Origin of the sequence: Flavobacterium paronense (assembly GCF_030409795.1) — a bacterium.
In the GTDB taxonomy this organism is placed as follows: domain Bacteria; phylum Bacteroidota; class Bacteroidia; order Flavobacteriales; family Flavobacteriaceae; genus Flavobacterium; species Flavobacterium paronense.
In genome coordinates this window covers 1,292,643-1,307,738 of record NZ_JAUFQN010000019.1, presented here as the reverse complement: position 1 = coordinate 1,307,738, position 15,096 = coordinate 1,292,643, and the positions used below count along the sequence as shown (strand labels likewise).

At 34.5% G+C, this 15,096-nt stretch carries 14 protein-coding genes; 1 reads left to right on the top strand and 13 read right to left on the bottom strand.

Annotated features, from left to right (window positions below):
- Positions 1-86: 86 nt before the first annotated feature.
- From sucD to menD, 9 genes are all read right to left on the bottom strand, one after another.
- Positions 87-959: a succinate--CoA ligase subunit alpha gene (gene sucD, locus QWY90_RS07040; RefSeq protein WP_290285168.1), complete on the bottom strand. Its 873-nt coding sequence runs from the start codon at positions 957-959 to the stop codon at positions 87-89.
- 96 nt (positions 960-1,055) lie between these two features.
- Positions 1,056-1,415, bottom strand: a complete 360-nt coding sequence (locus QWY90_RS07035; RefSeq protein WP_290285167.1) for a nuclear transport factor 2 family protein — start codon at positions 1,413-1,415, stop codon at positions 1,056-1,058.
- 3 nt (positions 1,416-1,418) lie between these two features.
- Positions 1,419-2,348, bottom strand: a complete 930-nt coding sequence (locus QWY90_RS07030) for a UDP-3-O-(3-hydroxymyristoyl)glucosamine N-acyltransferase (protein ID WP_290285166.1) — start codon at positions 2,346-2,348, stop codon at positions 1,419-1,421.
- 83 nt (positions 2,349-2,431) lie between these two features.
- Complete coding sequence (gene efp, locus QWY90_RS07025) at positions 2,432-2,998, bottom strand: elongation factor P (RefSeq protein WP_290285165.1); 567 nt, start codon at positions 2,996-2,998, stop codon at positions 2,432-2,434.
- A 45-nt stretch (positions 2,999-3,043) separates the two neighbouring features.
- Positions 3,044-3,826 carry an acyl-ACP--UDP-N-acetylglucosamine O-acyltransferase gene (lpxA, locus tag QWY90_RS07020; protein ID WP_290285164.1) on the bottom strand — a complete coding sequence of 261 codons (783 nt, stop codon included), beginning with the start codon at positions 3,824-3,826 and terminating at the stop codon, positions 3,044-3,046.
- Between the two features lie 3 nt (positions 3,827-3,829).
- On the bottom strand, positions 3,830-5,218 hold the full coding sequence (locus tag QWY90_RS07015; RefSeq protein WP_290285163.1) for a bifunctional UDP-3-O-[3-hydroxymyristoyl] N-acetylglucosamine deacetylase/3-hydroxyacyl-ACP dehydratase: 1,389 nt from the start codon (positions 5,216-5,218) through the stop codon (positions 3,830-3,832).
- A 10-nt stretch (positions 5,219-5,228) separates the two neighbouring features.
- Positions 5,229-6,254 (bottom strand): UDP-3-O-(3-hydroxymyristoyl)glucosamine N-acyltransferase, encoded by a 1,026-nt coding sequence (lpxD, locus tag QWY90_RS07010; RefSeq protein WP_290285162.1) that lies wholly within the window; start codon positions 6,252-6,254, stop codon positions 5,229-5,231.
- Between the two features lie 117 nt (positions 6,255-6,371).
- Positions 6,372-7,610, bottom strand: coding sequence for an HD domain-containing protein (locus tag QWY90_RS07005; RefSeq protein ID WP_290285161.1), 1,239 nt, complete (start codon positions 7,608-7,610; stop codon positions 6,372-6,374).
- Positions 7,611-7,638: 28 nt separating this feature from the next.
- Complete coding sequence (gene menD, locus QWY90_RS07000; RefSeq protein ID WP_290285160.1) at positions 7,639-9,300, bottom strand: 2-succinyl-5-enolpyruvyl-6-hydroxy-3-cyclohexene-1-carboxylic-acid synthase; 1,662 nt, start codon at positions 9,298-9,300, stop codon at positions 7,639-7,641.
- 308 nt (positions 9,301-9,608) lie between these two features.
- On the opposite strand from menD, the gene QWY90_RS06995 reads away from it, so the two are divergent.
- On the top strand, positions 9,609-10,106 hold the full coding sequence (locus tag QWY90_RS06995; protein ID WP_290285159.1) for a GNAT family N-acetyltransferase: 498 nt from the start codon (positions 9,609-9,611) through the stop codon (positions 10,104-10,106).
- 1 nt (position 10,107) lies between these two features.
- Here the strand turns inward: QWY90_RS06995 and QWY90_RS06990 are convergent, their stop codons facing one another.
- The 4 genes from QWY90_RS06990 to QWY90_RS06975 form a co-directional block, all read right to left on the bottom strand.
- Positions 10,108-10,482 carry a hypothetical protein gene (locus tag QWY90_RS06990; protein WP_290285158.1) on the bottom strand — a complete coding sequence of 125 codons (375 nt, stop codon included), beginning with the start codon at positions 10,480-10,482 and terminating at the stop codon, positions 10,108-10,110.
- 210 nt (positions 10,483-10,692) lie between these two features.
- Positions 10,693-11,277, bottom strand: a complete 585-nt coding sequence (locus QWY90_RS06985) for a glutathione peroxidase (RefSeq protein WP_290285157.1) — start codon at positions 11,275-11,277, stop codon at positions 10,693-10,695.
- Positions 11,278-11,582: 305 nt separating this feature from the next.
- On the bottom strand, positions 11,583-13,784 hold the full coding sequence (locus tag QWY90_RS06980; protein ID WP_290285156.1) for a TonB-dependent receptor: 2,202 nt from the start codon (positions 13,782-13,784) through the stop codon (positions 11,583-11,585).
- On the bottom strand, positions 13,784-15,070 hold the full coding sequence (locus QWY90_RS06975; protein ID WP_290285155.1) for a tetratricopeptide repeat protein: 1,287 nt from the start codon (positions 15,068-15,070) through the stop codon (positions 13,784-13,786). The genes QWY90_RS06980 and QWY90_RS06975 overlap by 1 nt, the downstream gene beginning before the upstream one ends.
- Between the last annotated feature and the right edge of the window lie 26 nt (positions 15,071-15,096).

Genomic DNA, 15,096 nt, shown 5'->3' with positions numbered 1-15,096 from the left:
ATAATTGATAATCAAATATATAAAATATTATGATAAAAAAAGCCTCACAAATGTGAAGCTTTAAATTTATATATTGATAATGATGATTATCCCATCACTTCCTTTACTTTTTTACCAATCTCAGCAGGAGAATCTACTACGTGAATACCACATTCTCTCATGATGCGTTTCTTAGCTTCTGCGGTATCATCGGCACCACCAACGATGGCTCCGGCGTGTCCCATGGTTCTTCCTTTTGGAGCGGTTTCTCCTGCGATAAACCCAACAACCGGTTTACGGTTACCATCAGCTTTAATCCATTTGGCAGCATCGGCTTCTAATTGACCACCTATTTCACCTATCATTACGATACATTTGGTTTCTGGGTCGTTCATTAATAACTCAACCGCTTCTTTAGTAGTTGTTCCAATAATTGGGTCACCACCTATTCCGATAGCTGTTGTAATTCCCATGCCTTGTTTTACTACTTGATCTGCCGCTTCATAAGTCAACGTTCCTGATTTAGAAACAATTCCAACTGTTCCTTTTTTGAATACAAAACCAGGCATAATACCTACTTTAGCTTCTTCCGGAGTTATAATTCCGGGACAGTTTGGACCAATTAATGTACAATCTCTTTCTTTGATATATTCGTATGCTTTAATCATATCGGCAACCGGAATACCTTCAGTAATTGCAATAATTACTTTGATACCGGCATCAGCAGCTTCCATAATAGCATCAGCAGCAAAAGCAGGCGGAACAAAAATAATAGAAGTATCAGCACCGGCTTTTTCAACAGCATCTTTTACTGTATTGAATACCGGACGGTCTAAGTGCGTTGTCCCTCCTTTTCCTGGTGTAACGCCACCAACAACATTGGTACCATATTCAATCATTTGTGAAGCATGAAAAGTTCCTTCACTTCCTGTAAATCCCTGAACTATTATTTTTGAATCTTTATTAACTAAAACGCTCATGTTTGTGTTTGTTTATTGTGATTATTTTAAGTGGTGTAAAAGTAGAAAATAGTAATTAGTAATTAGTAATTAGCTATTAGTTTTTTTGCAAAATTACTATAGTTGACTCATCTGAAAACCGCGATACAATTTATTGTCTTTCAATTCCCAAATCACCATGAAGTGAGCCAAAAACATTTCTTCTCTAGGGTTTTCAATAGTTTTTACATAATGGGCATACCGAACCGAAACCATATTTCCTTTTACTAAAATATGACTTATTCTTGACTTAGATCGAATATAAGCTTTGCTGAATTCTTTGCTTAAATCAATAATCTGATCGTGTTTTAATTTATGATATCCCTGGCTACTATGCCATTCTAATACTACATCAGGATGCAAAAAACTATTTACTTTTTCTGAATCTAAAAGCACATCGGATTTATAAAAATCTTGAACGATTTTTTTAGCAGTCATGGTTTACTTTATTTTATTTAAAATTTCTGGTATTTTCTTGAGGTTAGCAAACTGTTTCATCTTTTCTCTCGCTTCATCAATTGGCGTTCCTGAATATGTCTTTCCACCTTCAATAGATTTGCTCACACCTGTTTGTCCCAAAACAACTGCTTTGGCACCTATGGTTATTCCACTGGTGGTTCCGACTTGTCCCCACAAAGTAACTTCATCTTCAATGATAACACAACCTGCAATTCCGGTTTGTGCCGCAATTAAGCATTTTTTGCCGATAACAGTATCGTGACCCACATGCACCTGATTGTCAATTTTTGTTCCGGCACCAATGGTAGTGTCTCCGGTAACGCCTTTATCAATAGTGCACAACGCTCCTATTCCAACGTTATCTTCAATCACAACTCTTCCACAAGAAAATAATTGATCAAAACCTTCCTGACGTTTTTTATAATAAAAAGCATCAGCTCCAAGTATGGTTCCCGAATGTATAATCACGTTATCGCCAATTACTGTGTTGTCATACACAATTACACTGGCGTGAAGCAAACAGTTTTTACCAATACTAACATTATTACCGATAAAACAATTGGGTTGAATAACTGTTCCTTCTCCGATTGAAGCTGCATTTGAAATGCTATCATTTGAAACTACAAAAGGACGAAAATGTTTGGTCAACGTATTAAAATCTCTAAAAGGATCATCCGAAATTAGCAATGCTTTTCCTTCCGGACAATCAACTTCTTTGTTTATTAAAACAATAGTTGCTGCCGATTGCAATGCTTTGTCGTAGTATTTTGGATGGTCAACAAAAACAATATCGCCTGGCGTAACCACATGAATTTCGTTCATGCCTTCAACCGGAAAATCATCAGCACCAACATAGTGGCATCCGATAATGGAGGCGATTTCTTTGAGTGTATGTGTTTTAGGAAACTTCATTTATTTAATTTGAAAATTTGAAAATGTGTTAATTCGAAGATGAAACAATTTTCAAATCTTCAAATCGGTTAATCTTCAAATCATTACTCCTTTACTCTTTCCATATAAGAACCTGTAGCCGTATCAATTTTGATTTTATCACCTTCATTAATAAACAAAGGAACGTTTACTGAAGCTCCGGTTTCTACTTTCGCCGGTTTTGTAGCATTGGTTGCTGTGTTTCCTTTTACACCTGGCTCAGCATAAGTAACTTCTAAAACAATAGAAGCTGGCATATCAACAGAAAGTGGTAATTCGGTTTCAGTGTTGATTTGAACCATTACGACTGTTCCTTCTTTTAACAAGTCAGGAGCATCCAGCACTTTTTTATCCAAAGTGATTTGTTCGTATGTTTCCGTATTCATAAAGTGAAATTGATCTCCTTCGGCATATAAAAACTGAAAGTTTTGTGTTTCTACTCGCACTTCATCAATTTTATGTCCAGCCGAAAAGGTGTTGTCGAGGACTTTTCCGTTAGTTAAACTTCTCAATTTAGTTCTAACGAAAGCCGGACCTTTTCCGGGTTTAACGTGAAGGAATTCAATAATTTTATAAATATCGTGATTGAACTTGATGCATAATCCGTTTCTAATATCTGATGTAGATGCCATTTTGGTTTTATTTTATTTAATTTCTATTTTTCTTTGCTCTTTCTATTAAGTTCCCGAATAGCCTTTCATAATACCTCTTGATGAGTTTCTGATAAAATCCAGAATTTCATCTCGCTCTGGTGAGGCCGACATTTCAGCTTCTATAATGCCAACAGCTTGTGAGGTGTTATAGTTTTTTTGGTACAAGATTCTATATATATCTTGAATTTCTCTAATTTTTTCCGATGTAAACCCTCTTCGTCTTAATCCAACCGAATTAATTCCAACATAAGAAAGTGGTTCTTTTGCCGCTTTGGTATAAGGTGGTACATCTTTACGAACTAACGAACCTCCCGAAATCATAGCGTGATCACCTATTTGGATAAACTGGTGAATAGCTGCTAATCCTCCAATGATAGCGAAATTACCAACGATAACGTGTCCAGCCAAAGCAACGCCGTTTACTATAATAGCATTATCTCCAATATGACAATCGTGAGCAATATGAGCTGTTGCCATGATAAGACAGTTATTTCCAATCTTGGTTTGTCCCGAAGCTATAGTGCCACGATTAATTGTAACACACTCTCTAATAGTTACGTTATCCCCAATTACAGCAAGTGATTCTTCTCCACCAAATTTCAAATCTTGTGGAACGGCTGAAATTACAGCGCCTGGAAAAATGTTACAATTTTTACCAATTCGTGCGCCTTCCATGATGGTTACATTGGAACCAATCCAAGTTCCATCACCAATGACTACATTGTTATGGATGGTTGTGAAAGGTTCAATCACTACATTTTTCGCAATTTTTGCTCCCGGATGTACGTATGCTAAAGGTTGGTTCATAGTTTATTGTTTTTTTGCGATTTGTGCCATTAATTCTGCTTCTGCAACTAATTTTCCATTAGCGTAGGCTTTAGCTTGCATGTGGCAAATTCCTCTTCTAATTGGAGTAATTAAATCACATTTAAATATCAAAGTATCACCTGGCAATACTTTATGTTTGAATTTCACATTATCAATTTTCATGAAAAAGGTCAAGTAGTTTTCCGGATCAGGAACGGTGCTCAAAACCAATATTCCTCCGGTTTGAGCCATCGCTTCCACAATAATAACACCCGGCATTACTGGAGCTTCCGGAAAATGCCCAACAAAGAAACCTTCGTTCATTGTGACATTTTTCATCCCTACTACATGGCTTTCTGACATTTCAATAATTCTGTCAATAAACAAAAAAGGAGGACGATGAGGCAAGATACTCATGATTTTATGAATATCCATTAAAGGTTCCAAATTCAAATCAAATACCGGAACTTGATTGCGTTGTTCTATTTTGATAATCTTAGACAATTTCTTAGCAAACTGAGTGTTTACATAATGACCAGGTTTATTGGCAATCACTTTTCCTTTGATTCGTGTACCGACCAAAGCTAAATCACCAACCACATCAAGCAGTTTATGACGTGCTGCTTCATTTGGATAATGTAACGTTAGGTTATCTAAAATACCATTGGGTTTAACCGAAATAGAATCTTTACCAAAAGCGACTTTAAGGTTTTCAATGGTTTTTGGTGAAATTTCTTTGTCAACATAAACAATAGCATTGTTCAAATCGCCACCTTTTATTAGTCCATTATCTAAAAGCGTTTCCAATTCGTGCAGAAAGCTAAACGTTCTGGCATCAGCAATTTCAGATTTAAATTCTGAAATGTTTTTCATAGTAGCGTTTTGCGTACCTAAAACTTTAGTGCCAAAATCAACCATTGCTGTCACTTGGTAGTCTTCAGATGGCATCAGTAGAATTTCACTGCCTGTTGCTTCGTCCATAAAAGAAATTACTTCTTTCACAATATAATAATGGCGTTCTGCCTCTTGTTCAACAACACCAACTTTCTCGATAGCTTCAACAAAAAACTTTGAAGAACCATCCATGATTGGCGGCTCAGACTCGTTTAACTCTATAATAACATTATCAACATCGCAACCTACAAAAGCTGCCAATACATGCTCTGAAGTTTGGATTTTAACGCCTAATTTTTCAAGGTTGGTACCACGTTGTGTATTTACTACATAATTGGCATCGGCTTCTATAACTGGTGAACCTTCAAGATCTACTCTAACGAAGGTATAACCATTGTTTATGGGAGCAGGTTTGAAAGTCATTTTTACTTCTTTTCCAGTATGTAGTCCAACACCAGTAAGAGAAATTTCGTTCTGGATGGTCTTTTGTTTAACCATGGTAAGCTATTTAATTAGTATTATTATTCTTTTTTAATTCTTCAATATCGGCAACAATCTTAGGCAAATTTCTAAAATGAACATACGATTTACTATAGTCTGCATAGCCAAAAGAGGGACTGCCTTGTAACACTTCGCCATCATTTATATTTTTCCCAACACCAGATTGCGCTTGAATACGAACATTATTTCCAATTGTAATATGTCCCGCAATACCTACCTGACCGCCAATCATACAATTGCTGCCAATTTTAGTCGAACCTGCAATACCGGTTTGTGCTGCGATTACTGTATTCTCACCTATTTCAACATTATGAGCAACTTGAATATGATTGTCCAATTTTACTCCTTTTCGGATTAACGTTGTCCCTAGTGTAGCTCTGTCGATAGTTGTGTTTGCTCCTATTTCAACATTGTCTTCGATGATTACATTACCAATTTGTGGAATTTTATTAAATGTTCCCTCTTCTGTTGGTGCAAAACCAAAACCATCTGAACCTACTACACTTCCTGAATGAAAGTTGCAATTGTTTCCAATTACTGTTTCAGAGTATATTTTAACGCCTGCAAAAAAGATACAATTATCACCAATACTTACATTATCTCCGATAAAACAATTTGGATATATTTTTACGTTGCTGCCAATTGTTACATTTTTTCCAATATAACTAAAGCTTCCCAAATAAAGTTGTTCGCCATAAGTCACATTCTCTGAAATCACTGAAGGCTGTTCGATGCCTGATTTCATAAGCTTCACTTGGTTGTAATATTCTAATAATTTTGAAAAGGATTGGTAAGCGTCTTCTACTTTTATCAAAGTTGTAGTCAACTCATTTTCAGCAACAAAATCAGCATTAACAATGGTAATAGTAGCTTGCGTAGTATATATGAAATTAGCATATTTTGGGTTGGCTAAAAACGTTAGCGAACCTTCAGTGCCTTCTTCTATCTTGGCTAATTTAAAGACTTTAGCATCAGGGTTACCTATCACTTCGCCTTCAAGTATCTCTGCTATTTGAGCTGCTGTAAATTTCATCTTATGCTAATTTACTTTTTTTAGGAATAAGAAGGAACACACAAGACAAATGCCCGTTAATAGAAATAAAGTATTTGGAGTTTGTTTCATCATCACAAAAGTATAAAAAAATCAATTTTAATGGTAGTTTTCATCAAGTAGTTTTGGAAAACATATAAAATACTTAGTAACCGGTTTTGACAATGCTTTTAAATTCAATTGGTCAGAAGCCTCAACCACATCTTCAATCGTTTTGTCTTTCTTCAAAATTCTGATGGGTTCCGCGTCTTTGCTATACGCTTGGTTTTTAATCTTTCCTTTAAAGATAAAATAGTTGGCTTCCTGTGTCGTTATATTATTGTCATTAGCAAAACCAATAATCATTTCGGCTAATACTTCTTTCGGAAACTTTTCACTGTTGAGTTTTATTTTTGGCAAGTCTCTGTTGATGATCATTTTACTCAGACTACTCAGAATAAAATCATCGTGATGCTGCCAATTTTTTAAAGCACTAATGATATCAAAATCATCAAGTTGCGCAAAGTTATCTAAATTAGTATTGGAAAAATTTCCGAGTGTAATTTTATGCTCCATAAAATGCTTTAATGGCTCACTGCATTCAATGTGAACCTTTTTATGAAGCAACTCTTTAGCTCTTTTCAAGGCATTGGTCAAAGTCAGTTCAGCCACCAAACTCGTTTTATGCAAATAGGCCTGCCAATACATCAATCGTCTTGCCATCAGGAATTTTTCTATAGAATAGATTCCTTTTTCTTCCATAACTAAAAAATCATCTGCCACGTTCAGCATCTGAATCAGCCGGTCCGAATTGATATTTCCTTCGGCTACACCCGAATAAAAACTATCGCGTTTCAAATAATCCATTCTGTCCATATCCAGTTGACTTGATATCAATTGTAACATGAATTTTCTATGATACTCGCCTTTAAAAATCTGGATTGCTAAACTTAATTGTCCGTCAAACTCTTCGTTAAGTTTGTTCATGAACAATAGTGAAATTTCTTCATGATTCACTTCCACAATGCTGTGTTCCAACGTATGTGAAAACGGTCCATGCCCAATATCGTGCAAAAGTATCGCAATATATAAGGCATTCTCTTCTTCTTTGGAAATGGAAACTTCTTTGAAACGCAATACTTCCACTGCTTTTTGCATCAAATGCATAGCGCCAATGGCGTGATGAAAACGAGTGTGATGCGCACCGGGATAAACCAAATAAGACAATCCCATCTGAGTTATACGTCGAAGGCGCTGAAAATAAGGATGCTGAATTAAATCATAAATTAACGTATTCGGAATGGTAATAAAACCATAAATTGGGTCGTTGAATATTTTAAGTTTATTGGTGTTGCTCACAAATCGGTGTTTTAGTAAAGATATAAATTTATACCAAAGCTTTAAAATAGTTCAACAATAGTTTGTCATTCTCGCGAGTTGGAGTAAAAACTTCAAGAATCATTGGTTTCTCATTTTGCTCATAAAGCTTTGCCAAGCCTTTTTTCAACGAATTACCATCACTTGCCGTAAGATAATCTAACTGGTACATTTTGGCTAAATGTTCCGCCGTTAAACAATGTGAAGTTTCAAAATAAGTGTTGAAGGTTTCGGTTTCTTCATGTCCAGGTAATATTCTAAAAATACCACCGCCGCCATTATTTATCAAAATAATTTTGAAATTCTTTGGAATGTAATTGTTCCAAAGTGCATTACTATCATATAGAAATCCAATATCTCCAGTAATTAAAACGGTTGGTTTTTTGCTTCCAACGGCTGCTCCAATAGCGGTTGAAGTACTACCGTCAATCCCACTTGTTCCTCTGTTGCAAAACACTTCTATCGATTTATCAATGTCAAATAATTGTGCATAGCGAATGGCTGAACTGTTACTAATTTGCAATTGAATATCCTTTGGCAAACTTGATAAAATCTTTTCAAATGCTTTTAAATCACAAAAAGAAACTTTAGAAAGATACTCGTCATGTTTTACTTTTCGTTGCTTGTGAATAGTTTGAAAAGTTGCTTTATAATCACTTCTAATAGGTTTTATGAAAGGTAGAAACTGAGAGAAAAACTGATTTGGACTAACATGGAAATGCTTGGTTAAAATTCCGAATGTATCATAAGCCCGATGTTTATCAATATGCCAATGATGCCTTGGTTTGTATTTTCTCAAGAAAGCTTTCACTCGTTTAGAAACTATCATTCCACCAAACGTAATAAGTATTCGAGGCTGTAACATCAAAAAATCAGCATTAGAAAACGGTGTGATAAGCGTATCTATATTGTTGATAAAACTTGGATGATGCAAGTTCGAAGTTGTTTCAGTCATTACGACCACAGATGGCAATGAAGCTAATTTTTCTAACCATTCCTGATCGACAGCATTAGGTTTGCATTCGCCAACTAAGATTAAAATTTTTGAGGTATGATTCCATAAAGTTGTAAAGGCAATAATATCGTCAACATTCACCGATTGATGAATAATATTTAAACCCGTTACGTTAAAATCAACCGAAAGTTTATTAGTAATTTCATATAATGGTTCTTCAAAAGGAACATTAATGTGCACCGGACCTTTACGGGCAATGGCCACATTGATAGCCTCATTGATAAAAACATCGTTTTCTTCAGAAGCTTCTTCGGTTAAATTAGCATTGTATAGTGAATGATTTATAAAAACATTTTCCTGACGAATGGTTTGTCCATCACCAATATCAATTTTATCAAAAGGTCTGTCTGCCGAAATAACAATAAACGGAATCTGACTGTAAAAAGCTTCGGCCAAAGCCGGATAATAATTCAGTAAAGCCGAACCCGAAGTACAAACTACCGCAACCGGTTTGTTGGTTTGTTGTGCAATACCTAACGCAAAAAAAGCGGCACAGCGTTCATCTGCAATACTATAGCAGTTAAACTTTGAGTTGTTGGTAAAGCCAATTGTCAGCGGTGCATTTCTGGAACCCGGGGAAATTATAATATCATAAACTCCTTTGGCATGGCATATTTCTATAATGCTTTGCGCTAGAGGTATTTTTGGGTAAATCATGGGTGCATTTTAATGGGAACAAAGATACAAATTGTATCTCTTTTCCAACACAAAAAAGTTTTCTTATCAGAACTATAGCGGAAAGAATTTAAACAATGCTTATAACACTTAATGATGTGCTTTGACACCTACTGACTCTTAGTGACCTTTAGTGACACATCAAACCCATCATTTTGATACCGTTATTCGGGTGTTGTTCGGGTCATGTTCTGGTTTTGTTCGCAAAAAGGGCTTAATTTGCGAACAACACCCGAACAAAGGTGGAAAAAACCTTTTCAAAACGAAAATTGTTTTCTTATTTTTACCCTATGGAAATTAAAATCAGGCCATATCAAAGTCAAGATGCGGAAACCATTGTGGCCATTCTGAATTATTATATTGCCAATTCAACGGCATTGTATGATTATGATTTGCGAACATTGGAACAGCAACAAGCCCTTTTTGAAGAAAAATTAGCTAAAGGATTTCCAATAATAGTCGCAACAATAGAGGAACGCGTAGTTGGTTTTGGCTATTACAGTGAATTTCGTTTTAGGGAAGCGTATAAATTTACTGTAGAACATTCTGTGTATGTGATGCCTAACGAACACGGAAAAGGTATTGGAAGATTAATTATGCAAAGCTTAATTGCTTTAGCTAAAAAGCAAAAATTGCATACTATGATTGCGGTTATTGACTCTGAAAACCAAAATAGTGTTGCTTTTCACAAGCAATTCGGATTTGCTACAGTGGGAATTATTAAAGAAAGCGGTTATAAGTTTGAGCGATGGTTGCACTCTGTAATTATGCAGTTGCTATTGGAATAAGCTAGATGATCTCAATCCCGTTTTCTTCCAAAATTCCTAACAGGTAACTGCTTTGATAAGGATTATATTTTTCAATTCCGCTTTGATACCATTTAGAAATAACATCAATTTGAAAAGCGGTGTAACCATCATCATTTATGCTGATTCCAAGCATTCCGGCCAAAAGAAAATCTTCTAAAACTTTGTTAGTGACAATTAATTTTGGAATGCCATATTCAATTTTACCATTTATTCGTTCATAGTCTAATCTACCTTGATTAAACCCAAAAAGATAAGCTTCATTTTGATTTTCATCAACTTTCAAATAGGGATTTAACCCATTAGAAAAGCCTTGTAAGTAATCTTGTCTGTATACGGTGTTAAATATATTATTCATCTGTGGAAGTGTGTGGTATTTGAAATTCTATTCAAACTTAATGAGAATAATTTAGTTATTATCTTAAAATCGTTTAAAGGAAAAAAAACTCTTCAAACCACACCACAAGTGACGTTAGTCGATAAAATCAAAACAAAAAACCTGATGAAATTCATCAGGCTATTTATCATAAGAATAACTTAAGGTTATCATTTAAACAATTTTTAGTTATTATTTCCCATTAATCCAACCTACTATTGCAGCATCTGTTGGTAATACTCTTGGCGATAACACTTTTACTAATTCGCCTTGTTCGTTGATTAAATATTTTTGAAAATTCCATTCAACTTCGCTGTCCTGTAAACCGTTTTTGCTTTTTTGTGTTAAGAACTTATAGACTTTGTCCATGTCACTTCCTTTTACAGAAATTTTACTCATCATTGGGAAAGTCACACCATAATTCAATTCGCAGAATTTAGCAATTTGTTCATTGCTTCCTGGCTCTTGCGAACCAAAATTATTGGCTGGAAAACCAACTATAACAAAATTAAGATCTTTATACTTTTTGTAAATAGATTCCAAATCTTTGTATTGAGGCGTTAGTCCACATTCTGAGGCTGTATTCACTATTAATATTTTCTTTCCTTTTAATGAGGCAAAGTCAAATTCTTTACCGTATAAATCTTTTACTTTAAATTGATAAATTGTTTCTGCTTTTACAGGTGCTTGTGTTTCCATTGTTTTCTTGCTGTTTTGTGCCTGATTTTGGCAACTAAATAAGGTTAAAGCCGTTACGAATAGTACTATCTTTTTCATAATTTATTTTTGTCAAAATTAAACATAATTTCAGGAGTTACTGTTATACAATTCCTAAAATTTATAAAAAAAGAGCCCAGTAACTATGTTAATTACTGAGCTCCTAACAAAACATGACAGAAAACCAGTTTCTATCCACAAAACAAAAAACCGAAATAATCCCATAGCAGATTTTTCCCTTAAAACTATACTATCAAATAAAAAATGTACTGTTTGTAAAAGAGCCCGAAAACTAGTCGTCAGGCTCTCCAACAAAACGTAATAGAAAACTTTTAACCATTTTCTATTACAAACAAAAATTACATTTAAAACCTGTAGGTTATTTTTCCTTTCATAAAAAATGGTGTTCCTGGTGTAAAGTGAATTTCGTCTACACTTTGGGTTTCATTTTGCAAGCGCGACTCGGTGGCAAACTGGGTTTCATTCCATTTTGTGTTGAAAATATTCTCAACGGCTACTCCAAAAGTGAAGTTTTTAAACTCATAATTGATATTGACATCAGAAACCATATAGCCTTTAGCTACGATAGAATTATCTTCATTGGCAGGGCGACTTTTTAAATACCGGTATCGAATTCCGCCTGAAAAACCTTTTAACTTATTGATGCTAATTCCTCCTGTAGAAGTAAAATCTGGAGCTAACGGAATGTAATCTTGTCCAGAAGGTTCATCAATACTTCGAGCATGTGTATAGTTAACATCGGTATCAAAGAACAACCAATCAGTCAATTGATAACGCAATCCCAAATCAAATCCCATTCTTTTAGTTTTACCGCTTGGTTCTACAATTCCGGCATCACCAACATATACAAACTCTTGCTCTAAATACAAATACCACAAAGCGGTGTTGATAACCAATTTTGGAAATGGCTTGAAAATAGCACCTAAATCAGTTCCAATGGCGGTTGGCAAAATCTTTTCTCCAGTTTGCGCCACCACAACTCTGGTATCGTTCGAGTGAAATCCAAATCCCGATTTTAAATACAGTTGCAAATTGTTGTTAGCCGAGTAAATAAAATTAAGTTTTGGGGAAAACTTTACTTTATCCTGACTTTGGGTTACAAAAGTTGGTGCCAATTTATCTTGGTAATTGAACTTGAAATAATCAAATCGAATAGCTGGATTTATCTTTAATTTCCCAAAAGTATATTCAACATTGATATAGGAAAATATATTTGTTTGATCGATATCACCTAGTTTCAAGGTTTGCAAGGTCGTATATCTTCCTACTGTATGTGATAGCTCGGTGTTTTTTGTAGCATCGGCTCTAAAACCAAAACCTACTTGGCACAAGGAATTTGCATATTTTTTATTAAATTCAGTATTCAAACCATAAATATCTCGACTTTCTTTTTGACGAATTTGATCGCCATTAATTGGATCTTCTAAAAAGAAAGTAAAATTAGAATAGAGTTCAAAATTATAGTTAGAATAATAGGCATTTGACTTTACAAAAGTGTTTTCATTAAGTGGTTTTGTGACCGCGACATTAACATTAGTTCTTGCTGTATTTCCGCCTTCGGTAGCATCAACTGCGCCAAATCTGGATATGGCTCCACTATCTACAAGTCTTTGTGGAATTTGCCCGGAAGCATTCCATTTACTGGTAAACCTGGAAGCAATTACGGTTAACTTACTATTATCAGCCATCACGCTTGTATATTTTCCAAATAAATTCAGTCTTGAAAAATCTTGTGGCGCATCGAATGGACCATCAGTTAAAATATATTCGGTAGCCAAGTAGGCATTTTGCATTTTATTTTTCTCTAAAAGATTAAAAACACCAACAGTTCTCAACGTATTAAATTGTCCGGCTTCAACACTTATAGCACTTTTATCAACCCGTTCTTTGGTTTGAAATGTTACATAGCCAGCTGTAGCAAAGTCACCTTTGTTGGCATAATAAGTTCCTTTTCCGAAATCAATTTTATCGACGGTTTCTGGAATGACAAAATGCAAATCGGCATAGCCTTGACCATGCGCATGCGAAACCATGTTTACTGGCATTCCGTCAACTGAAACAGCAATATCTGTTCCGTGATCGATGTCGAAACCTCTCAGAAAAATCTGCTCTGCTTTGCCTCCACCAGCATGTTGTCCAATAAATAAACCTGGTACTTTTCGCAATATTTCTTGTGAAGAATTTACGGGAGTTGTTTGTAAATCTATTTTAGAAATCACATTCATGGCATTCATTTTTGGTTGAATAACCACTTGATCTAACTTGTAAATATCTTCTTCTAATATAATGGTGAATTCATTGCTTTCGAATTTATAATCTGTCTTTTTGAATCCTAAAGCGGAAACTTTTAACAGATCGCCTTTGCTTGTTTTATCGATACTAAAAGCTCCGAACTCATTGGTATGCGCATGACTTTGAGAATTGGTATTGATAATATAAGCATTGTCAATTGGATTGCCGATAGAATCTGTAACAACTCCTTTTTGTATTTGACTTTGAGCAAAGGCAAAGAAAAGTAACATAAGAAGTGTATATGAATTTTTCATTATAGATTAGTGATTTTTTTCTCCAAAGTAGGACCTAATTCAAAAGTGCTTTTTAATAATTCTTTTTTTATTGGGGCAACTTTAGCCATCATATTATTGGCTTTATAGATGGTTGCAAGATGGTAGTTTAGTTTAGGCTCAAACGATTTTCCGACTACATATTTTTGCTCTATTTCTAATGCTTTCTTGCTGTCGCCCAAATTATAATAAGACCAAGCCAATAAATCATAGGAATCCGGAGTTGGGCGATGGTCAATTTCAATTTTGGCAATTTCTAATGCTTTAGCTGCCGTGTTTTTATCATCAGCATAAATCAACGTATTGTATTTGTTATACATCGCACCATAATTGATGGTGTTTAGCATGTTAAAATATTCCGATAGGTTTTTACTTTTTAAAGCCTGATTATTTTCATATTCTGCGATTTGAGCTTTTAGCAAATAAAAATCGGGTGTATGGTGTCTTTTAGAAATGTTGTCTATTATTCGTGTTGCCTCTTTGGTATCTTTTTCATTTGAAAAAGCAATCCATGCAATTCCTTTAAGTGCATAACTATTGTTTGGTTCTATAGCTAAGGTTTTTAAATAATAATCATACGACTTTTGAATATTTCCATCGTGACCATTCAAATCTCCCAAGTTAGAAAACGTCCAAATTTTTAAAGATTTGTTATCATTTATAACCGCAATTTCTTTTGCTTTTTCCATAAAAGTAATAGCTGTTTTCAAATCGCCTAAATGATCGTTCCATTTAGAAACACGAATTAAATAATCAAAATCAGTTTTATTAGTTAGGTATTTTAGGTTTTTCTCAGCTTCAGCATAATTTCCTAATTCCATGTTCACATCAAAAAGCAATTTTTGCGTTTCTTTCATACCTTCACCGATAGCTAAGGCTTTGTTTGCTAATACTAATGCTTCTCTAAAACGGTGCTGTGAAATATAATTTCTTCCTAAAGAACGTATCGGACCAACAGCGGTATATTTGTATTCCTTATTAACTTGTAGCAATAATGCTTCTACTTTGTATAAGTATTTTACATCTCCTGTATTTTCAAATAGTTTGGAATAATTAGAGGCTAATTGACTTAAATAACTGGTTTGATTAGGTGCTTTATCGTATTTAGCTTGCCAAAAATTGATTTCGTTTTGAGCAAAATCTTTTGATTTGTTGTCTTTAATTTCCATGTATTTATCGTAATCTTTTTGAGCGATAATTTTATTTGATTTGGAAGTGCAACTTATCATAAGGAAAGCTGTAAATACTAAAATTGCTATTGTTTTCATGTTTTGTTGTTTTTGTTTTGTTGTTT

What these genes read in the sequence shown, in the direction of transcription:
- sucD (WP_290285168.1), bottom strand. Translation starts at nt 959, where the DNA reads ATGAGCGTTTTAGTTAATAAAGATTCAAAAATAATAGTTCAGGGATTT.
- QWY90_RS07035 (WP_290285167.1), bottom strand. Translation starts at nt 1,415, where the DNA reads ATGACTGCTAAAAAAATCGTTCAAGATTTTTATAAATCCGATGTGCTT.
- QWY90_RS07030 (WP_290285166.1), bottom strand. Translation starts at nt 2,348, where the DNA reads ATGAAGTTTCCTAAAACACATACACTCAAAGAAATCGCCTCCATTATC.
- efp (WP_290285165.1), bottom strand. Translation starts at nt 2,998, where the DNA reads ATGGCATCTACATCAGATATTAGAAACGGATTATGCATCAAGTTCAAT.
- lpxA (WP_290285164.1), bottom strand. Translation starts at nt 3,826, where the DNA reads ATGAACCAACCTTTAGCATACGTACATCCGGGAGCAAAAATTGCGAAA.
- QWY90_RS07015 (WP_290285163.1), bottom strand. Translation starts at nt 5,218, where the DNA reads ATGGTTAAACAAAAGACCATCCAGAACGAAATTTCTCTTACTGGTGTT.
- lpxD (WP_290285162.1), bottom strand. Translation starts at nt 6,254, where the DNA reads ATGAAATTTACAGCAGCTCAAATAGCAGAGATACTTGAAGGCGAAGTG.
- menD (WP_290285160.1), bottom strand. Translation starts at nt 9,300, where the DNA reads ATGATTTACCCAAAAATACCTCTAGCGCAAAGCATTATAGAAATATGC.
- QWY90_RS06995 (WP_290285159.1), top strand. Translation starts at nt 9,609, where the DNA reads ATGGAAATTAAAATCAGGCCATATCAAAGTCAAGATGCGGAAACCATT.
- QWY90_RS06990 (WP_290285158.1), bottom strand. Translation starts at nt 10,482, where the DNA reads ATGAATAATATATTTAACACCGTATACAGACAAGATTACTTACAAGGC.
- QWY90_RS06985 (WP_290285157.1), bottom strand. Translation starts at nt 11,277, where the DNA reads ATGAAAAAGATAGTACTATTCGTAACGGCTTTAACCTTATTTAGTTGC.
- QWY90_RS06980 (WP_290285156.1), bottom strand. Translation starts at nt 13,784, where the DNA reads ATGAAAAATTCATATACACTTCTTATGTTACTTTTCTTTGCCTTTGCT.
- QWY90_RS06975 (WP_290285155.1), bottom strand. Translation starts at nt 15,070, where the DNA reads ATGAAAACAATAGCAATTTTAGTATTTACAGCTTTCCTTATGATAAGT.